Source organism: Phytohabitans sp. LJ34 (genome assembly GCF_052068095.1).
Lineage (GTDB): Bacteria > Actinomycetota > Actinomycetes > Mycobacteriales > Micromonosporaceae > Phytohabitans.
This window is the reverse complement of the sequence record NZ_JBQHDG010000001.1, coordinates 49,326-68,347: the sequence shown is the minus strand read 5'-3', so window position 1 is coordinate 68,347 and position 19,022 is coordinate 49,326. Positions and strand designations below refer to the sequence as shown.

Sequence of the window (19,022 nt, the reverse complement as noted above, 5' to 3'; positions counted from 1 at the left end):
CATCACGTCACCGACGTGTGCCAAAACCCCCGGAGGCTCACGTGAGACTCAACCGACCCGCCGCCATCCTCGCGGCACCGGTGCTCCTGCTCGGCGCGGTGCTCTGGCCGTCCGCCGCCCAGGCCGCCCCCGAACCCCTGCTCGCCGCCGACGCCCCCGCGGCCACCAGCCTCAGCACGAGCCTCGGCGCCCGCTCGGCCGGCGCGTACATCGACGCCAGCGGCCGGATGGTGGTCACCGTGACCGACGCCGCCGCGGCGAAGCAGGTGCGGCAGGCCGGCGCGACCGCCAAGACGGTCAAGTACAGCGCCGCCCAGCTCGACGCCGTCACGGCCACGGTCGCGAAGACGACCGACGTGCCCGGCACGGCTCGCTACACCGACGTGACGACCAACCAGGTCGTGGTCACCGTCGACAGCACCGTCACCGGCGCCCGCCTCGACTCGGTGAAGGCCGCTGTGGCCGCCGCCGGCGACGCGGCCCGCCTGGAGACCACGGCTGGCAAGTTCCAGCTGTTCATCGCCGGCGGCCAGGCCATATACACCGGCGGCTCGCGCTGCTCGCTCGGCTTCAACGTGCGTTCGGGCAACACGCTCTACTTCGTCACCGCCGGCCACTGCACCAACGCCGGCGCGAGCTGGAGCAACGGCTCGACCACGCTCGGCACCCGCGCCGGCTCGAGCTTCCCGGGCAACGACTACGGGATCGTCCGGTACACGAACACGAGCATCGCCCGGCCCAGCGCGGTCTACCTGTACTCCGGCAGCAGCACGCAGTCGATCACCTCGGTCGGCAACGCGGTCACCGGCCAGTCGGTCCGCCGCAGCGGCAGCACCACCGGCGTACGCAGCGGCTCGGTGACGGGCACCAACGCCACGGTGAACTACCCGCAGGGCCAGGTGCGCGGGCTCATCCGCACCAACGTCTGCGCCCAGCCCGGTGACAGCGGCGGCTCGCTCTTCGCCGGCTCCTCCGGCCTCGGCCTGACCTCCGGCGGCAGCGGCAACTGCTCCACCGGCGGCACGACCTTCTTCCAGCCGCTCAACGAGGTGATGTCGGTCTACGGCGTGAGCCTGGGCTGATCACCAGCGGTCCCAACGGCCGCCGGTCGGGTGCGTCAGGTGCCCGGCCGGCGGCCGAACACGTACACCCGGGTGCCCACCTTGCCGAGCTCGTAGAAGGCGACCGCGTCGGAGTGCAGCAGGTTGGCGCAACCGTGCGAGCCGATCGACTTCGTGTGGATGTACGTCGTGGTCTCGTGGAAGCCGATACCACCGTTGAAGCGCTGCCAGTACGGCAGCCACACCTCGTACGGGTTGGACCACTCCTTGAGCGCCTTGTTCTGCACCGAGTACGCACCGGTCGGCGTCGCGAAGCCGGGCATACCGGTACGCGTGACGGTCGGCTTGAGCACCACCTTGCCGCCGCGCATCGCCCACGCGGTCTGATGGGTCAGGTCGAGGCAGAACGTCGTACCCGATCCGGTCTTGCACTTGCTCGTGTCGGTCGCGGCCAGGCGCTGCGCGACGTCGGCCGTGGTGGGGCCGGCGCGGCCGGCGGCCGGGCTGATGCCGTATCGCTGCTGGAACTTCTTGATCGCCACGCAGTCGGCGTCGGACTGCTTGCCGTCGACGGTGACCTTGCCGAACGTGCCGAGCTTGGCCAGCGCCACCTCGACCTCGCGCTGGCTGTCGCCCTGCGGGCAGCCCGGCTTGGGCTGTTTCTTCGGCTTCGGAGCCTTTTTCGTCGTCGTGGTGGTCGGCGTCGGAGTCGGCTTCACCGTGGGTGACGGCTCGACCGTGGGGGACGCTGCCGGGTCGGGCGACGCACTCGCCCCCGTAGCGCCCTGCCCCGCACTCACCGACTGGGGATCTCCCCCGGCCTGGCCAGGTTGCGACTCGAGCGCGCACGCACCGACGCCGAACAGCGCGACGACTGCAACGGCGACGAAGCGCAAGCCTTTGCCTACCACGGCGCCCTCCCCAGAGCAGTTGTCGTCACGTAGACGCACGACAGTGCCAGTCCGGTTGCAGCAGATGAAGACTTTCTTCGCGACAGTCTGCACGCCGGGGGCAAGCCGGCGTCCGTGCAACACTGGAGGGTCTGCGTGGAGGAGGGGCAATCTTGAGCGGCGGACCATTGATCGTGCAGTCGGACAAAACCCTGCTGCTGGAGGTCGACCACCCGGACGCGCTCGCCTGTCGCATGGCGATCGCCCCCTTCGCCGAGCTGGAGCGCTCGCCCGAGCACGTGCACACCTACCGGCTGACCCCGCTCGGGCTGTGGAACGCGCGGGCGGCGGGCCACGATGCCGAGGGCGTGGTCGACGCGCTGCTGCGCTTCTCCCGCTACCCGGTGCCGCACGCGCTGCTGGTGGACGTGGCCGAGACCATGGACCGCTATGGGCGGCTCCAGATCGTCAACCATCCGACGCACGGGCTCGTGCTGCGCGGGCTCGACCGGGCGGTGCTCGTCGAGGTCGCCAAGTCGAAGAAGCTGGCCGGCATGCTCGGCGCCAAGATCGACGACGACACCATCGCGGTGCACCCGTCCGAGCGCGGGCGGCTCAAGCAGGCGCTGCTCAAGCTCGGCTGGCCGGCCGAAGACCTGGCCGGTTACGTCGACGGCGAGGCGCACGAGATCGCGCTTGACCAGGACGGCTGGCAGCTGCGGTCCTACCAGCAGGAGGCGGTCGACCACTTCTGGGCCGGCGGCTCCGGCGTCGTCGTGCTCCCCTGCGGCGCGGGCAAGACGCTCGTCGGCGCGGCGGCGATGGCGCAGGCGTCGGCCACCACGCTGATCCTGGTCACCAACACGGTCGCCGGCCGCCAGTGGAAGCGTGAGCTGCTCGCCCGCACCTCCCTGACCGAGGAGGAGATCGGCGAGTACTCCGGCGAGCGCAAAGAGATCCGCCCGGTGACGATCGCCACCTACCAGGTGCTCACCACCCGGCGCGGCGGCGCGTTCACCCACCTGGACCTGTTCAACGCGCGCGACTGGGGCCTGGTCATCTACGACGAGGTGCACCTGCTGCCCGCGCCGATCTTCCGTTTCACCGCGGACCTCCAGGCCCGCCGCCGGCTCGGCCTAACCGCGACGCTGGTCCGCGAGGACGGCCGCGAGGGCGACGTCTTCTCGCTGATCGGCCCCAAGCGGTACGACGCGCCGTGGAAGGACATCGAGGCGCAGGGCTGGATCGCGCCGGCCGACTGCACCGAGGTGCGGGTGACGCTCTCCGACGAAGAGCGGATGGCGTACGCCACCTCCGAGGCGGAGGAGCGCTACCGCTTCGCGGCGACCGCGCGTTCCAAGCTCCCGGTGGTGAAGGCGCTGGTCGAGCGCCACTCCGACGACCAGGTGCTGGTGATCGGGGCGTACATCGACCAGCTGCACCAGCTCGGCGAGGCGCTCGACGCGCCGATCATCCAGGGTTCGACCACCAACAAGGAGCGTGAGCGGCTCTTCGACGAGTTCCGCTCGGGCACGCTGCGCACGCTGGTGATCTCCCGGGTGGGCAACTTCTCGATCGACCTGCCCGAGGTGGCGGTGGCGGTGCAGGTGTCCGGCACGTTCGGCTCCCGCCAGGAAGAAGCGCAGCGGCTGGGTCGGGTGCTGCGCCCCAAGTCCGACGGCCGGCAGGCGCACTTCTACACGGTGGTCTCAAGGGACACGATCGACACCGAGTACGCGGCGCACCGCCAGCGGTTTTTGGCCGAGCAGGGCTACGCCTACACGATCGTCGACGCGGACGACGTGCTCGCCTGACGTTCCCGCGGGGCCGCCACGGTGGCCGGCGCGGCCCGGCGGGTTTGCGGGATGACCAGCGCGAGCAGCGCGGCGCCGGCGAGCGCCACCGCACCGACCATCTGTCCGGCGCGCATACCGTCGACGAAGTCCTGCCCGCTGGCGTAGCCGCCGGCGGCCGAGAAGACCGCGCCCAGCACCGCGATGCCCAGCACGGTGCCGAGCTGGCGCACCGCGTTGGACGCGCCGGAGGCGACGCCCTCCATGCCGCGCGGTGCGAAGTCGATCGCGGCCCGGGCCATCGGCGCGAAGAACAGGCCCATGCCGACGCCGCCGAGCACGAACGGGGGCACGAGCTCGCCGTACGGGACGTCCGGGTCGCTCACCAGGGCCAGCCAGGCCACGCCTGCGGCCTGGAGCGCGAGCGCGATGGCCAGCACCCGCCGTACGCCGATCCGGTCGGCGAGCGCGCCGGAGATGGGCGCGACGAGGGCCGGCGCCGCGGTCCACGGCAGCGTGCGCACGCCGGCTTCGAGCGGCGAGTACCCCTGCACGGTCTGGAGGAACTGCGCGCCCAGGAAGACCGCGCCGAACATGCCGAACGCCATCACGAACCCGACCGCGTTGGACACGCTGAAGCCTCGGCTGCGAAACAGCGGCAGGGGCAGCATCGGGTAGCGGGCGCGGGCCTGCCAGGCGACAAACGCGAGTACGAGGGCGCCGCCGCCGATCAGCCCGAGGAGTACGGGTGCGCTGGTCCAGCCGTGGCTGCCGCCGCGGACCAGGCCGAAGACCACACCGAACAGGCCCGCGGTGGCGAGGGCGACGCCGATCGGGTCGAGCCTGCCGGCACCGCCGCGGCTCTCCCGTACGGCGGCGACGAGCGGGAGCAGCACCAGGCCGATCGGCACGTTGATCCAGAAGATCCACTCCCAGGACGCGGAGTCGACCACCGCGCCGCCGATCACCGGGCCGAGCGCGACGCCGAGCCCGCTCATCGCACCCCAGATGCCGAAGGCGGTGCCGCGCCGGGCCGGCGGTACCGCGTCGGCGAGCAGCGTGAGGCTGAGCGGTGTGATGATCGCGCCGCCCAGGCCCTGTACCGCGCGGGCGGCGATCAGGGTGTCGATGTCCGGCGCGAGCGCGGCGGCGGCCGACGCCGCAGTGAAGATGACGAGCCCGATCGCGAAGACCTTCCGCCGGCCGAAACGGTCGCCGAGGGCCGCGCCGGTGAGCAGCAGGACGGCGAACGTGAGCGTGTACGCGTTGACGGTCCACTCCAGCCCTTCGAGGCCGGTGCCGAGGTCGACCCGGATGACGGGCAGCGCGTTGGTGACGATGAGGTTGTCCATCGCGACCATGAACGTGGCCGCGCCGGTGACGACGAAGGTCCACAGGAGCTTGCCTAGTGACTGATCACTAACTTCTTTTCCCATGGGAAGTTCCCTGTTCGCTCGGGTGTCCGGTACTCAGGCGGGTGGGTCGGAAAGGCCGGCGAGCGTGTCGCCGAGCTGCTCGCGGATCCGGGGGAGGTCCATCGCGGCCATGACGTTGAGCAGCATGCCCGCGGCCAGAAACTGCATGACCCGCTGGTCGTCGGCTCCGGACAGGTGCGCGACCTGGCGCCACAGCGCGCTCACCCGCTCGCGGGCCAGCTGGCGGATCTCCTCGTCGTGGCAGGCGGCGGCCCACATCTGGAGCTGCATCTGGAGCGTCGCCTTGTCGTCGAGCAGCGTCTTGTAGGCCCGGCCCATCTCTTGGAGCGCCGCCTCACCGGTGAGGCCCTCCGCGGCCTCGTCGAAGATGGCCCGCACGTGGTCGAAGCAGTTTTCGATGCTGGCGAGGAAGATCGCCTTCTTGGTCGGGAAGAGCCGGAACAGATATGGCTGGGAGACGCCGACCCGGCGGGCGATGGCCTCGGTGGAGGCGCCGTTGAGCCCGCTCGCGCCGAACTCTTCACGCGCGGCGCGGAGCACCGTGATCCGCCGTTCCTCCGCACTCATCCGCACGTCGGTAAGTTATCACTCACTAACCAGGCACGGAAGGACCCGGGGTCAGCAGGTCCTCGAGCAGGTCGCCGTACTCCTCGATCCGCTCCAGCACCTCGTCGGGGCTGAACGCCCGCGCGGCGCCATCCTCCACCTCGTCCCAGGTCAGCGGCGTGGAGACGGTGGGCTGGGCTTGGGCGCGCAGCGAGTACGGCGCGACGGTCGTCTTGGCCGCGCTGTTTTGACTCCAGTCGATGAAGACTTTGCCCGGCCGCAGCCGCTTGGCCATCTTCGACGTGATCGACTTGGGCGTGCCGCGCTCCAACTCCTCGGCGATCCGCTTGGCGTACGCGGAGACCTCCTCGGCCGACTGCGTGCCCGCGATCGGGCAGCTCAGCTGCATGCCCTTCTTGCCGGAAGTCTTCGGATAGGCGGCAAGCCCGTCTTCGGCGAGCCGGTCGCGCATCAGCACCGCCACCGCGCAGCACTCGCGCAGCCCCGCCGGCGCACCGGGGTCGAGGTCGACCACCATCAGGTCGGGCTGCTCGCCGACCCGCCACTGCGGGGTGTGCAGCTCCAGCGCGGCGAGGTTGGCCAGCCACACCAGCGTCGGCAGGTCGTCGGCGACGACGTAGTCGATCGTCTCCCGGTCCTTTGTCGACCCGGGCACCGGCAGCGTCTCGACCCGCACCCACTCCGGGGTACCGCCAGGCTTGTTCTTCTCGAAGAAGGACTGCCCGTCCACGCCGTTGGGAAAGCGGATCCGGGTCAACGCCCGGTCGCGCAGGTGCGGGAGCAGCACCGACGCGACCTGGGTGTAGTAGTTGATGATCTCGCCTTTGGTGAACCCGGCTGCCGGGTAGAGCACCTTGTCCAGGTTGGACAGCTCCAGCGACTGCCCGTCGACCTCGACCCGGATGCGCTGCTCTTTAGGTGGCATCTGCTACATCCTCCGGTCGCAGGTCCGGGCGCAGCCGCAGAAACCGCGGGAAGCGCAGTCTCCCGTCCGGCGTGCGCTGGCCGTACTTCACCTCCACTACGATCTCCGGTCTTACCCAGATCGCGCCACGGGCATCTTCACGCGGCACATCGCCGGCGAAGGGTGACGGTGCGTCGCGTCGCGGCTCCAGCACGTCGAGCAGCGCGCGCTCGGCCGCGGCGCCGATCCCGCCGCCGACCCGGCCACGGAACGCCAGCCGCCCGTCCGGCTGCGGCGCGCCGACGAGAAGCCCGCCGATCTTCCGTGCGCCCGGCCGCCACCCGCCCACCACGAACTCCGCGGTGAACTCGGCCTTCACCTTGACCCAGTCCGGGGAACGCAAGCCCGGCCGGTAGATCGAGTCGGCGCGCTTGGCGACCAGGCCCTCGAGCTGGTTCTCCTTCGCCGCCGCGTACGTGGCCGGGCCGTCGGAGAAAGTCGGCGGCACCGCCCAGCGCGGCCCGGCCAGCCCGAGTGCCTCCAGGGCCGCCCGGCGGTCGTGGTACGGCCACGCGGTGAGGTCGGCGCCGCGCAGCCGGAGCAGGTCGAAGATCATGTATGTGACGGGGATGCTCGCGGCCAGCCGCGCCGCCCGTGCCTTCTCGCGTACGTGCATCCGCTCGGCCAGCGCCGTGAAGCTGGGCCGCCCCGCCTCGTCGAGCAGCACCACCTCGCCGTCCAGCACCGCGTCGTCGAGGGTCTTGCCGAGGCGGGCCAGCTCGGGGTAGGCGGCGGTGATCTCGGCGCCGGAGCGGGCCCACATGCGCGAGGCGCCCTGGGTGATTTCGGTGATTGCGCGAACGCCGTCCCATTTGAACTCATACGCCCACCCGGAACCGGCTGGAAGCCGCTCCCCCGTGGTCGCGAGCATGGGTTTCAGCGGCATACCAGCCACGAAACCACCTTAGATCCACTGTGAAGGCCTCGCGTCCCGTTCATCGCAGTGCGATCCTGGTTGGGACCGGGCTGTGCCATCAGGATGCGCGGCGGGGGTTCCGGGCAGGTCAGCACGGATAGGAGCCAGGATGCGGGCAATCTGGAAAGGCGCGGTCTCGTTCGGCCTCGTATCGATCGCCGTAAAGCTTTATTCGGCAACCGAAGAGAAGGATATCCGTTTTCACCAGGTTCATCGGCAAGACGGCGGTCGCATCCGATACAAGCGCACCTGCTCGGTCGACGGCGAGGAGGTGACCTACGACGACATCGCCAAGGGCTACGACATCGGCGGTGGCGAGATGGTCATCCTCACTGACGACGACTTCGCCGACCTGCCGCTGAGCACCTCCCGCGCGATCGACGTGCTGGAGTTCGTGCCGGCCGATCAGGTCGACCCGATCATGTACAACAAGGCGTACTTCATGGAGCCCGAGGGCGCGGCCACCAAGCCGTACATCCTGCTCCGCGACGCGCTCGCCGATGCCGACCGGGTCGCGATCGTCAAGGTGGCGCTGCGCCAGCGCGAGCAGCTCGCCACGCTGCGGGTACGCGAGGGCGTCCTGATGCTCAACACGATGCTGTGGCCCGACGAGATCCGAAAGCCCGACTTCACCTTCCTCGACGAAAACATCGAGGTGCGCCCGCCGGAGCTGGCGATGGCCGGCTCGCTGATCGACTCGATGGCCGGCGACTTCGACCCGGACGACTTCAAGGACAACTACCGCGAGGCGCTCCAGGAGGTCATCGACGCCAAGGTCGAGGGCCGCGAGGTCGTGCAGCCGGAGGAGGTCGAGGAGGCCCCGGCCGCCGCGGTCGACCTGATGGCCGCGCTGAAGGCGTCGGTCGAGCGGGCCCGGGCGGCACGCGGCGAGGAGGGCGGCGAGCCGACCCCGATCTCGTCGGCGCGCTCGGCCAAGAAGGCCGAGCCGGCCAAGAAGGCACCCGCGAAGAAGGCCGCACCGGCCAAGAAGACCGCCGCGAAGAAGGCCGAGCCGGCCAAGAAGGCGGCGGCGAAGAAGACCACCGCCAAGAAGACCGCCTCACGCAAGTCGGCCTGACCGCCCAGCCGACCTCGGTGACCTCTAGGGAGCGCGGCGTCAGCCGACCTCGGTGACCTCGAGGGCGCCTTCGGCGTAGCTGGAGCGGACCCGCTTCTTGTCGAACTTGCCGACGCTCGTCTTCGGCACCGCCTCGATGAACGCCCACCGCTCGGGGAGCTGCCACTTGGCGACCCGCTCGCCGAGGAAGTCGCGCAGCTCCTCGGCGCTGGCCGTCGTGCCCTCCTTGAGCACGACGGTGGCCAGCGGGCGCTCGTCCCAGCGCTCGTCGGGCACGCCGACCACGCAGGCCTCCAGCACCGCGGGGTGGGCCATCAGCGCGTTTTCCAGCTCGACCGAGGAGATCCACTCGCCGCCGGACTTGATCACGTCTTTGGCGCGGTCGGTGAGCGTGATGAAGCCGTCGGCGGAGAGGGTGCCGACATCGCCCGTGCGCAGCCAGCCGTCGCGGAACTTGTCCGGGTCGGGCACGTCCTCGCCGATGTACCGCGACGTCGTCCACGGCCCGCGGACCTCCAACTCGCCCACGGACTTGCCGTCGGCGGGCATCTGCTCGCCCAGCGGGCCCACGATGCGGGCCGCGACGCCGGCCGGCACGCGGCCCTGGGTGATCCGGTACGCGAACGCGTCGTCGCCCGTCGCACCGGCCGGCGCGCGGGACACCGAGCCCAGCGGCGACATCTCGGTCATGCCCCAGGCGTGGATGATCTCGATGCCGTATCGCTCCTTGAACGCGGTCATCAGCGCGGGCGGGCAGGCCGACCCACCGACGATCACCTCCTTGAGCGAGGAGATGTCGACGTCGTGACCGTCTAGGTAGGACAGCACATCGGTCCAGATGGTCGGCACGGCGCCGGCCTTGGTGGGGCGCTCCGCCTCGATCATCTGCGCGATCGGTCCACCTTGGAGGAAACGGTCGGGCATCAGCAGCGAGGCTCCGGACATGAACGCGGCGAACGGGATCCCCCACGACATCGCGTGAAACATCGGCACGATCGCGAGTTCGCGGTCGGCCGGGCCGAGCCCGAAGCCCTCGGGTGCGCAGACCTGCATCGAGTGCAGCCAGATGGAGCGGTGCGAGTACGCCACGCCCTTCGGGTTGCCGGTCGTGCCCGAGGTGTAGCAGAGGGCGGCGGCGTCGCGCTCGTCGAGTGTGGGCCAGTCGAAGCGCTCCGGCTTGTCGCGCAGCAGGTCGTCCCACCGGTGTACCGACACGCGGTCGCCCAGCGGTGCCGGGTCTCCGCCGCCGACCACGACCACGTGCTCCACTGTGGACATCGTGGGCAGCACCTTGGCCAGCAACGGGATCAGCGTGCTGTCGACGATGACGACCCGGTCTTCGGCGTGGTTGGCGATGTACGTGATCTGGTCGGGAAACAGCCGCAGGTTGAGCGTGTGCAGCACGGCGCCCATGCTCGGCACGCCGAGGTAGACCACGAGGTGCTCCGCGTTGTTCCACATGAAGGTGGCCACCCGCTGGTCGCCGGTCACGCCCAGGTCGTCGCGGAGGGCGTGCGCGAGCTGTGCGGCCTTGGCGCCCACCTCGGCGTACGTCATGCGGCTGCTGCCGGCACCGGTCCAGGTGGCGACGTCCGCGGTGCCGTGCACGGTGCTGCCGTGCTCGAGGATCCGGGAGACGAGAAGCGGGGCGTCCATCATCGTGCTGCGCATGGTCTGAATGTAGTGTCCTGGATCACACCAGCGGAAGGGATCGGGGCGGCATCTAGGATCGTGCGTTGTGGCAAGCATTCCGTGGGCGGAGTCGTACCTTGGCCAACTGCGCGCGCTCGCCGGCGACCGCACCCTGCTATTTGTCGGCGCACGCGGCATCGTCTTCGACGAGCAGGGCCGTGTGCTGCTGATCAGGCGGCGCGACAACGGCATCTGGGCGGTCCCGGCGGGTGCCATGGAGCTGGGCGAGTCGATCGCCGACTGCGCCGTACGGGAGGTGTACGAGGAGACCGGCCTGCGGGCGGCCGAAGTCACCCCGTTCGCCTTCTACACCGGCCCGGCCTACACGTTCACCAACATGTACGAGGACACGTACCAGCTCTTCGTGACCGCGTTTCGGATCGACCGGTGGGCGGGCCAGCTGGCGCGGGTGACCGACGAGACCATCGACGCCGGCTTCTTCCACCCCGACGAGATGCCCGCGCCGCTGTCCCGCAGCGTGTACGAGTCGCTGGCCGACCTCGCCGCCTTCGAACGCACCGGCCAGATGGTGCTCAAGTAGAGATGGCCAAGGCGATCCGGAGTGCGCCGTTGACGGCGAGCATCGTGTGGCCCGACAACGCGCCCGCAGCCTCGACGATCTCGTCCCGGTAGATCGGGCCCAGGTCGTCGCAGACGACATAGCCCACCAGCGGGTCGTCATGCGTCAGGCGCACCACCGTCGGCATGGAGGCGTGCCGGTCCGTCGTGGTGATGCGCACGGCGAGCACACTTTCCAGGTTTCGGTTACGCCGGTTGTTTGACACCACCAACCATGGCTTTCTGCCGACGCCGGCGACCTCCGCCCAATAGACCTGCCCCCTCGCCGGCTCGATCACGAGCGAACCGGCTTTGCCGCGTCAGCGCCCTCTCCGGCGGCATCCTCCGCCGCCCAGCGGGGCGCCTCACGGCCCACCCACCGGTCGCGCGCGGCCCGGCGACCGCTGTCGGTCTCGACCCACCACTCCGCCATCCGGGCATAGCCGATGTCGAGCGCCCGCTCCTGCAACGCCTCACCGGCCACCTGGATGAGCGCGCGGATCCGGCCGCCCTCGCTGCGCAGCACGTCGGGGGACTCGCCGTGGTCAACAAGCCACTGCTCCAGTGCCTGCCGCAACGCCGTCTCGGCGCCACTGGCCTCGACCACCTGGGCGGCCTCGTCATCGAGCGTCACTGTCGTCCGCTTCATCTGCAACAGCATACGCTTCAGGCTACACATCACATTACGATGCATCAAGTGCATCACCTAGAGCAGCGTCTGGGTCTTCGCTTCCGCATCGTTGGCGCTGTCCTCGTCCGTGCCGGGCACGGCACCGCGCAGCTCATGGTCGGGCAGCGCGAGTGTCACCGCGATCGCCACGACCGCGACGAGCCCGGCGATCAGGAAGACCACGTGCAGCGCGTCGACGAAGGCGAACTGGATCGCCTCCCGCAGCGGCTCGGGCAGCGCCCGGATCACGGCGGGCTCGTTGATCGAGAAGTGCGAAGCGCCACCCGACGCTTGGAACCGCGCCGCCTGCTCGGGCGTGAGCTGGCTGATCGCGCCCGGCAGCCGGTCGGCGAGCTCCACGCTGAGCCGAGAGGAGAGCACGGCGCCGAGGATCGCCACGCCGAACGAGCCGCCCAGCGAGCGGAAGAACGTGGCGGCGGACGTACCGGCGCCGAGGTCCCGCACCTCGACCGCGTTCTGCACGGCCAGCACGAGCGACTGCATGCACAGGCCGAGGCCGACGCCGATCACGACCATGTAGACGAAGGCAAGCCACAGCGACGTGTCCACGTGCAGCTGGGTGAAAAGCAGCATGCCCGCGGTCAGCACGATCGAGCCGGCGACGGGAAACCACTTGTAGCGGCCGATCCGGCTCATCGCCCGCCCGGACAGCACCGAGGTCACGATCACGCCGGCCATCATCGGCAGCATCAGCAGGCCGCTGCGGGTCGGTGTGGCGCCCTTGACGATCTGAAGGTACAGCGGGATGAAGATGATCGAACCGAACATCACCAGGCCGAGTACGAAGCCGGCGCTGTTGGCCAGCGCGAACGTGCTGCGGCGGAAGAGCTTCAGCGGCAGGATCGGCTCGCGGGCCCGCGACTCCTGGAGGAGGAAGAGCACCGCGAGCACCCCGCCCGCGACGAAGAGGCCGATGATCGTGGGCGAGCCCCAGGCGTACTGGTTGCCGCCCCAGCTGAGCCCCAGCAGCAGGCTGCTCACGCCGGCGACCATGAGCGCCGCGCCGAGCCAGTCGATCGAGTGCGGGCGGCGGTGAAACGGGATCAGCCGCATCACGTGGTAGCAGACCACGATGGCGAGGATGGCGATCGGCACGTTGATATAGAAGATCCAGCGCCAGTCGTGCTCGGCGAAGTAGCCGCCGACCAGCGGGCCGGCGACCGAGGCAACGCCGAAGACCGCCCCGAACAGGCCTTGGTACCGGCCGCGTTCGCGGGGCGAGACAACGTCCGAGATGATCGTGAAGGCGAGCGTCATCAGCCCGCCCGCGCCCAGCCCTTGGATACCGCGCGTGATGATCAGCTGGGTCATGTCCTGCGACAGGCCAGCCAGCAGCGAGCCGAGCAGAAACGTGCCGATCGAGAACAGGAAGACCGGCCGGCGGCCGTACAGGTCGGAGATCTTGCCGTAGAGCGGCGTCGACGCGGTGGACGCCAGCAGGTACGCGGTCACCACCCACGAGTAGTGGTCGATACCGCCGAGTTCCCCGACGATCGTGGGCAACGCCGTACCCACGATCGTCTGATCCAGTGCGGCCAGCAGCATGCCGGTCATCAGACCGGCCATCAGAAGGAGGATCTGCTGGTGGCTGAGGCGTGGCCGGGTCTCGTCGGCAGTGGTCATGATCTTAGTTTTGACCCGTTCGCAGCCGCCGCAATCGGATTGGCGCGAAAGGTGACCGACGAGACCGGGCCACGGTCGTCAGTGCTTGCCCTCGGCGATCTCCTCGACCATCTTGTCGCAGAAGGCCGGCAGGTCGTCGGGCTTGCGGCTGGTCACCAGGCCGTTGTCGACGTGCACCTGCTCGTCGACCCAGTTGGCACCGGCGTTACGCAGGTCGGTGCGGAGGCTGGGCCAGGAGGTGACGGTGCGGCCGTCGAGCACGCCGGCCTCGATCAGGGTCCAGGGGGCGTGGCAGATCGCGGCGACCGGCTTGTGCGCGTCGAAGAACGACTTCACGAACCGGACCACGTCCGGGTCGGTGCGCAGCGCGTCCGGGTTGGCCACGCCGCCGGGCAGCACGAGCGCGTCGTACTCGTCCGGGTTGGCGTCGGCAACGGTGCGGTCGACCGGGTACGTGGCTGACTTGTCCAGGTGCTTGAACGCCTGGATCTGGCCCGGCTTGATGGAGATCAGCTCGGGCTGTCCGCCCGCCTGCTCGACCGCCTCGCGCGGCTTGGTGTACTCGACCTCCTCGACGCCGTCGGTCGCGAGGAAGGCGACCCGCTTGCCCTGCAATGTCGTAGTCATAACTCCCCCCTTCCCGGGTGAGAGCGAGGCAAACTTGCGATACTAAGATCAACTGAATACTCTACCCACATGAGCACGATGCGAGAGCCCACCTACTTCACGCTCGCCGCGTTGATGGACGGGCCCCTCCACGGCTACGCGGTGATCAAGCGGGCCGAGGAGCTCTCCGGCGGGCAGGTGCGGATGGCCGCCGGCACGCTGTACGCGGCACTTGACCGCCTCAGCGCCGAGGGCCTGGTCCAGGTCGTCGACGAGCAGGTGGTCAACGGCCGCGCCCGGCGCTACTACGAGCTGACCGCCGCCGGCGCGACGGCACTGGAGGCCGAGGCCGAGCGCATGACCCGGGCGGCACGTGTGGTGACCTCACGCCGCCCGGCGCTGGGCTTCGGGGAGGTGCGTCCGGCATGAGCGCGGTCCTGGAGGCTCGCTACCGCTGGCTGCTGCACGCATACCCGCCGGCCTACCGGCGCGAGCGTGGCGACGAAATGATCGGCACGCTGATGGAGGCGGCCACACCCGACCAGAGCCGCCCATCCCTCCGCGAGTCACTGTCACTGGCGGTGCGCGGCCTACAGACCCGCGCCGGCGTGCACCGCCCCCGCCCGGCGGGCGGCGTCATGGCCGGCGCCATCCGCATCGCGGTGCTCCTGCTGCTCGCCCACGCCACCGCGGTGAGCCTCGCCCGCAGCGGCGCCGTCGTCTCCCGGTGGGTCGTCGACCGCGAGCTGGGCCTGGCCACCAACCTGCTCCATCCACTGGAGACGGTCCTGGTCGCCGCCGCCCTCGTCCTCGTGGCGGCTGGCCGCTACCGGCTGGGGCTGCTGACGGCCCTCGCCGGCTGGGTCACGATGTACACGATCGAACTCTTCGCCTTCAACTCGTCCGTGTCGACCGACCCGGCCACCGGCACTTTCGTGTACACCTACCCGGACAATCTGTGGCAGTCGATCACCAGGACGTTCGACGTCATCGGGATCGACGTGACGATGTGGCCGCTGCCGCTCGCCGTGCTGCTGACCCTGCCGCTGCTGCGATGGCGCCCGACCGGCACGCCCCGGCCGTGGCTGTGGCTGCTGGCCGTGCCGGCGGCAATCATCCTGCTGCCGACCGATTTCGACGCGACGACCGAGCTCCACCCGTGGGGCAGCGTGATCGCGATGATCGCCCTGCTCCTCTGGGCGGTCGTGGACGCGCGGACCACGATCGCGGCCGCCACACTCCTGCTCCCGCCGGTCGCGGCACCGATCTTCTTCTACGCCCATCCCCACTGGGCCAAGGAAGGCACGCCAGCCAGCTACTGGACCTGGATGTGGATCTTCGCCGCCGGTGCCGTGGTGCTGCTGGCCGTCGGCACGCTCAGCGCCCGCCGCCAATCCCGGATCTAGTGCGGTGGCCACACTAGAGAGCTTTCGCGGTCGAGGTAGCGAGCCTGTCCACAATGCACGGTCAAATCCGGGACAGATTTCCCACGTCCGTGTCAGCGGCAGACCGGATGCTCCCGCGGGCACCGCTCCCGGCCGGCGGCTCGCGGGGCGAGCCGAAATCCCCGGCCGTCCACTGCCGGCTCCGCGGGACAAGCCCCCAGGCCCGTTCGCGGACAGCCACAGGCCCCTAACCCGCGACATCCTGACCCAGCGTCACCAGCCTCGGGGACCAGACTCTAGTGCGGCGGCCGCGCTTACGGGCGTGAGGACGGTCGCGCGGGCGCTGGGCGGGGACGGCGGGCGTCCGCGGGGAAGATGACGTCGGTGGGCAGGTCGTCGACCGGCTCGGCGCCGATCCGAAACTCACGGACCATCGAGGCGCCCAGCCAGGCCCCGTATCCGCCGATCGCGAGGGCGAGCAGCTCCACCAGGAAGATGCCCGCGGTCGGCGGGCCGGTCTGGTCTTCGACCCGCACCAGGCACACGATCGCGAAGAGCGCGACCATGCCGAGGTTGACCATTTCGTACGCCACGACGCGCCGCTTGCCCGCGCCTGCCGGCACGTCCCACAGGTCGATCAGCCCCGCCCCCACGGCGAGGATCGCGGCGAACAGCCCCGCCACCAGCGTCCAGTAGCCAACCTGCCCGAGGAAGTGCAGCCCGACCAGCGCGCCGAAGTCGAAGAGGACCGCACACACGATCAGCCCCAAGGGCAGCGTCATCATCAACGGGTGAACCGGATGACCGGAGATGTTGAGCCGTGTCTGCATGATGGCTGCACTTCCGAATGGGTAGGCGCTGTCAAAGACGTCGATGCGGTACCCGGATAGCTGTCCACCAAACATACGCCCCCACCAGCCGTCTGCCCGCGTCTCACCACGTGCGGTCGCCCCCGTGAGCGGGTCGCTGGCCTAGCGGATCACGATGGGGGCTTCGGCGAGGCGTACCGTCAGCGGCTCTTTGGGCTCGACCCACGGCGTGCCGGGGGTGCCGCCCGGGTTGGCCTCCCAGCCGTGGCAGACGCGGTCGATCGCGACCGGGTAGATCGTGAGGCTGCCGTCGGCCGCGATGTGCATGCGCAGGAAGCTCTTGGCGTCTTCGATGCCCTGGCCGGCGAACAGCTCGTTGAGGTTGACCCCGAACGCGCCGGCGACCAGCAGGTAAGCCGCCACCAGCAGGCTCGCCGCGTAACCGACGATCGGGCCGTAGACCACGACGGCGGCGACCGGCGGCAGGGGCCAGGGCCAGTCGACGAAGGGGAACTGTAGCCACGCCCAGGTGCCGGCGATGGCGAGCCCCACGTGGGCCAGCCCGTGGCCCAGGCCGAGCAGCCACTGCCGCACGTGGCCCTTGCCGCTCGCGCTGGGTGGTTTGGCGAAGAGCACCGCGCCGCCGATCGTGACCAGCAGCATGATGGCCAGCGGGATGCTGAAGATGCGGGTCTCGCTGGCGCCGTTGCGGTGCACCATGCCGACCATCGGCAGCATCAGCAGCGTGTGCAGCAGGCCGAGCATGATGGCGAAGCCCGGGTTGCGCAGCGGCAGCCGCCCGAAGATGCCCCAGCTGAAGCGGCGCGAGCGCTCGGGCTCGGGATAGGTGCCGGCCAGGTCGTACGACAGGCTGCGGCTGGCCCGGCGGGCGAGGGTGTCCGGCGGCGGCACCGAGATGCGCTGCGGCAGCTTGTGGGTCGGGTACAGGTAGGCGCCACCACCGCCGCAGGTGATGAGCTGGCGGTCACCGTTCGCGTAGCGGGCGTAGTGATGCAGGTCACCCGCGATGATCAGCGGGACGCGGGCGCCGGTCGGGGCGATCACCGTGCGGATGAAGTAGTCGACCGCGTCGTACGCCTCCGGGTTGTCCACCGCCTTCACCCACGTCGGCGCGGGCACCACCAGCACCACGCGGTCGTCCGGCCCCAGCTGGCGGGCGGCCTCCTCGAAGTAGATGAGCTGCGGGTCGTCGAGATACGCCCCGAACTGCTCGTCGATGCCGAAAAGCCACCAGTCCGCCGGCAGCTCGGTGGCGAAGTACGACCTGTTCTGCTCGGTGCGCCACCCGCCGATCGCGCCGTCCTTGCGCCGCGCGAACAGCCGCAGGAAAGCGGTCAGCCCGTCGTACCAGTCATGGTTGCCGGCGATCGCGAAGAGCGTGGGCCGCGGACCTGAGGCCGGCGGCCCAGGCAGCGCGGCCTGGTATGGGCCCTTGCACCGGTCTTCGTAGGCCGCCCCACTCGCGGTGGGATAGACCTGGTCACCACCCATAACCAGGACCTGGCCGCGCGGCAGTCGCCGCCCGTCGAGGTCGAGCTGCGGCTGCGCCAGCAGGTACGCCACCGAGTACGTGGCGTCGAAGCCGTCGCCGAGGTCGGCCACGTAGTCCAGCCACAGCTCGCCGTCGACGCCCTCCTGGCGGTAGATCCGTCCGGGCAACGCGTTTTGCAGCTCGCGCTTGTCGAGGTAGGCGCCGAAGAGGATGGCCAGCAGCGTGCGGAGGCCGGTGCTGAGCAGCAGGAGCGGCGCCAGCCAGGGCACCCGCTTGCGCGGGGTGAAGCCGAGCTCAAGGGGGTCGAGGGTGCGCGGGCGCGGGGGTGCCGTCTGCTGGGCTTCGCTCACCGCAGGCAGCCTAGTGGCGGCGAGCGTCTATGCGCTGCCCCCAGCCAGCCGATGGGGGGAACCCGTGCGACCTGGCCGCCGGTGTGCCGTACACTTGACCACCGTTGCCGCCTTAGCTCAGTCGGCAGAGCGATTCACTCGTAATGAATAGGTCGACGGTTCGATTCCGTCAGGCGGCTCGGCAACGAAGGGGCCCTGGGTCGACGACCTGGGGCCCTTTTCAGCTTCCGTAGGCCTCGTCGTGGGCCTTGCGTGGGCCGCAAACCGACGCCCGGCTGCACATGCACCGCGAGCCGTCCGCGTCCATGCGCACCACGACCGAGTCGCGGGGCACGCTGTGGGCGACCACCCGGCCGTCACCCTCCGGTGTGGACACCCGGCTGCCCACGGCCGGCGCGGACGCCTGAAACTTCTGGTAGAGCGGGTGCTCGTACTTCAGGCAGCACATCAGCCGCCCGCACGCGCCGGATATGCGCAGTGGGTTGAGCGGCAGGTCCTGGTCTTTGGCCATCCGGATGGTCACCGGCTCGAAGTCGGTCAGGAAGGTGGCGCAGCACAGGTCGCGGCCGCACGAGCCGATGCCACCCTGCACGCGCGCGGAGTCGCGGGCGGAGAGCTGGCGCAGCTCGACCCGGCACCGCAGGGTGGCGCCCAGGTCGCGGACCAGCGAGCGGAAGTCGACGCGGTGCGGGGCGGTGAAGTAGATCGTCGTGCGCGCGCCGTTGGTCCCGCCGCCGGACTCCTGCACGTGGTCGACGGCCACCACCTTCATCGGCAGGTCGTGCTCACGGATGAGCCGCTTGGCGGCCACCTTCGCCTCGGCCTTGCGCTTGCGCTGGGTTTCGTCGCGGCGCAGGTCTCGCTCGCTGGCCATGCCGGCCAGCTTGGGAAATCCGTCGGTGTCTTCGCTGACCCACTGCGGCGCCCACACGCACTCGGCGACCTCGGTGCCGTCGTCGGTGGGCACCAGCACGCGGTCGCCGACCTGCGGGCGGAACTCGCCCGGGTCGAGGTAGTAAAGCCGGCCGTAGCGGTTGAAGCTCACCGCGCAGAGCATCCCCATGCGCCCACCCTACGGCGACATCCGACT

At 70.1% G+C, this 19,022-nt stretch carries 19 protein-coding genes and 1 tRNA gene; 7 read left to right on the top strand and 13 right to left on the bottom strand.

The features are described 5' to 3' along the window. Nucleotides 1-41: 41 nt before the first annotated feature. Nucleotides 42-1,082 carry a S1 family peptidase gene (locus ACTMTJ_RS00330; protein ID WP_441213934.1) on the top strand — a complete coding sequence of 347 codons (1,041 nt, stop codon included), beginning with the start codon at nucleotides 42-44 and terminating at the stop codon, nucleotides 1,080-1,082. Nucleotides 1,083-1,117: 35 nt separating this feature from the next. On the opposite strand, the gene ACTMTJ_RS00325 is transcribed toward ACTMTJ_RS00330, so the two are convergent. Beyond that, nucleotides 1,118-1,972 (bottom strand): L,D-transpeptidase family protein, encoded by an 855-nt coding sequence (locus ACTMTJ_RS00325; RefSeq protein WP_441213933.1) that lies wholly within the window; start codon nucleotides 1,970-1,972, stop codon nucleotides 1,118-1,120. A gap of 152 nt (nucleotides 1,973-2,124) precedes the next feature. Here ACTMTJ_RS00325 and ACTMTJ_RS00320 point away from each other — a divergent pair, with 152 nt between their 5' ends. Continuing rightward, a complete protein-coding gene (locus ACTMTJ_RS00320; protein WP_441213932.1) occupies nucleotides 2,125-3,765 on the top strand; it encodes a DNA repair helicase XPB in 1,641 nt (546 codons plus the stop codon). Here ACTMTJ_RS00320 and ACTMTJ_RS00315 read toward each other — a convergent pair. Genes ACTMTJ_RS00315 through ligD (ACTMTJ_RS00300) form a run of 4 tightly spaced genes read right to left on the bottom strand, consistent with a single transcriptional unit; the run spans nucleotide 3,729 to nucleotide 7,606 of the window. After that, nucleotides 3,729-5,180 carry a DHA2 family efflux MFS transporter permease subunit gene (locus ACTMTJ_RS00315; RefSeq protein WP_441213931.1) on the bottom strand — a complete coding sequence of 484 codons (1,452 nt, stop codon included), beginning with the start codon at nucleotides 5,178-5,180 and terminating at the stop codon, nucleotides 3,729-3,731. The two genes, ACTMTJ_RS00320 and ACTMTJ_RS00315, sit on opposite strands and share 37 nt — an antisense overlap. Before the next feature lie 33 nt (nucleotides 5,181-5,213). After that, entirely contained in the window at nucleotides 5,214-5,747 is a 534-nt protein-coding gene (locus ACTMTJ_RS00310) for a TetR/AcrR family transcriptional regulator (protein ID WP_441213930.1), read from the bottom strand. A 25-nt stretch (nucleotides 5,748-5,772) separates the two neighbouring features. Next, entirely contained in the window at nucleotides 5,773-6,672 is a 900-nt protein-coding gene (gene ligD / locus ACTMTJ_RS00305) for a non-homologous end-joining DNA ligase (protein ID WP_441213929.1), read from the bottom strand. Beyond that, entirely contained in the window at nucleotides 6,662-7,606 is a 945-nt protein-coding gene (gene ligD / locus ACTMTJ_RS00300) for a non-homologous end-joining DNA ligase (protein WP_441213928.1), read from the bottom strand. Before ligD (ACTMTJ_RS00300) ends, ligD (ACTMTJ_RS00305) begins: the two co-directional genes overlap by 11 nt. 130 nt (nucleotides 7,607-7,736) lie before the next feature. On the opposite strand from ligD (ACTMTJ_RS00300), the gene ku reads away from it, so the two are divergent. Beyond that, nucleotides 7,737-8,705 (top strand): non-homologous end joining protein Ku, encoded by a 969-nt coding sequence (ku, locus tag ACTMTJ_RS00295; protein ID WP_441213927.1) that lies wholly within the window; start codon nucleotides 7,737-7,739, stop codon nucleotides 8,703-8,705. A gap of 39 nt (nucleotides 8,706-8,744) precedes the next feature. Here the strand turns inward: ku and ACTMTJ_RS00290 are convergent, their stop codons facing one another. Then, nucleotides 8,745-10,376, bottom strand: a complete 1,632-nt coding sequence (locus ACTMTJ_RS00290; protein ID WP_441213926.1) for a fatty acid--CoA ligase — start codon at nucleotides 10,374-10,376, stop codon at nucleotides 8,745-8,747. A gap of 67 nt (nucleotides 10,377-10,443) precedes the next feature. Here ACTMTJ_RS00290 and ACTMTJ_RS00285 point away from each other — a divergent pair, with 67 nt between their 5' ends. After that, entirely contained in the window at nucleotides 10,444-10,938 is a 495-nt protein-coding gene (locus tag ACTMTJ_RS00285; protein WP_441213925.1) for an NUDIX domain-containing protein, read from the top strand. Here ACTMTJ_RS00285 and ACTMTJ_RS00280 read toward each other — a convergent pair. From ACTMTJ_RS00280 to ACTMTJ_RS00265, 4 genes are all read right to left on the bottom strand, one after another. After that, on the bottom strand, nucleotides 10,931-11,254 hold the full coding sequence (locus ACTMTJ_RS00280) for a type II toxin-antitoxin system PemK/MazF family toxin (protein ID WP_441213924.1): 324 nt from the start codon (nucleotides 11,252-11,254) through the stop codon (nucleotides 10,931-10,933). The two genes, ACTMTJ_RS00285 and ACTMTJ_RS00280, sit on opposite strands and share 8 nt — an antisense overlap. Then, nucleotides 11,251-11,604 carry a hypothetical protein gene (locus tag ACTMTJ_RS00275; RefSeq protein ID WP_441213923.1) on the bottom strand — a complete coding sequence of 118 codons (354 nt, stop codon included), beginning with the start codon at nucleotides 11,602-11,604 and terminating at the stop codon, nucleotides 11,251-11,253. Before ACTMTJ_RS00275 ends, ACTMTJ_RS00280 begins: the two co-directional genes overlap by 4 nt. Nucleotides 11,605-11,661: 57 nt before the next feature. Next, nucleotides 11,662-13,269 (bottom strand): MDR family MFS transporter, encoded by a 1,608-nt coding sequence (locus tag ACTMTJ_RS00270; RefSeq protein ID WP_441213922.1) that lies wholly within the window; start codon nucleotides 13,267-13,269, stop codon nucleotides 11,662-11,664. Nucleotides 13,270-13,347: 78 nt separating this feature from the next. Beyond that, nucleotides 13,348-13,896 carry a type 1 glutamine amidotransferase domain-containing protein gene (locus ACTMTJ_RS00265; protein WP_441213921.1) on the bottom strand — a complete coding sequence of 183 codons (549 nt, stop codon included), beginning with the start codon at nucleotides 13,894-13,896 and terminating at the stop codon, nucleotides 13,348-13,350. A gap of 69 nt (nucleotides 13,897-13,965) precedes the next feature. On the opposite strand from ACTMTJ_RS00265, the gene ACTMTJ_RS00260 reads away from it, so the two are divergent. Together ACTMTJ_RS00260 and ACTMTJ_RS00255 are read left to right on the top strand one after the other, a co-directional pair. After that, nucleotides 13,966-14,304: a PadR family transcriptional regulator gene (locus ACTMTJ_RS00260; protein WP_441213920.1), complete on the top strand. Its 339-nt coding sequence runs from the start codon at nucleotides 13,966-13,968 to the stop codon at nucleotides 14,302-14,304. Beyond that, nucleotides 14,301-15,281, top strand: a complete 981-nt coding sequence (locus ACTMTJ_RS00255) for a hypothetical protein (RefSeq protein WP_441213918.1) — start codon at nucleotides 14,301-14,303, stop codon at nucleotides 15,279-15,281. The genes ACTMTJ_RS00260 and ACTMTJ_RS00255 overlap by 4 nt, the downstream gene beginning before the upstream one ends. Nucleotides 15,282-15,574: 293 nt before the next feature. Here ACTMTJ_RS00255 and ACTMTJ_RS00250 read toward each other — a convergent pair whose 3' ends face one another. Then, entirely contained in the window at nucleotides 15,575-16,090 is a 516-nt protein-coding gene (locus ACTMTJ_RS00250; RefSeq protein ID WP_441213917.1) for a DUF2231 domain-containing protein, read from the bottom strand. A gap of 141 nt (nucleotides 16,091-16,231) precedes the next feature. Beyond that, nucleotides 16,232-17,941, bottom strand: a complete 1,710-nt coding sequence (locus ACTMTJ_RS00245; protein WP_441214468.1) for a metallophosphoesterase — start codon at nucleotides 17,939-17,941, stop codon at nucleotides 16,232-16,234. A gap of 97 nt (nucleotides 17,942-18,038) precedes the next feature. Here ACTMTJ_RS00245 and ACTMTJ_RS00240 point away from each other — a divergent pair. Further along, nucleotides 18,039-18,111: transfer RNA gene (locus ACTMTJ_RS00240), tRNA-Thr, on the top strand. A gap of 41 nt (nucleotides 18,112-18,152) precedes the next feature. Here the strand turns inward: ACTMTJ_RS00240 and ACTMTJ_RS00235 are convergent. Continuing rightward, nucleotides 18,153-18,995 carry a PSP1 domain-containing protein gene (locus ACTMTJ_RS00235; protein WP_441213916.1) on the bottom strand — a complete coding sequence of 281 codons (843 nt, stop codon included), beginning with the start codon at nucleotides 18,993-18,995 and terminating at the stop codon, nucleotides 18,153-18,155. Nucleotides 18,996-19,022: the final 27 nt, after the last annotated feature.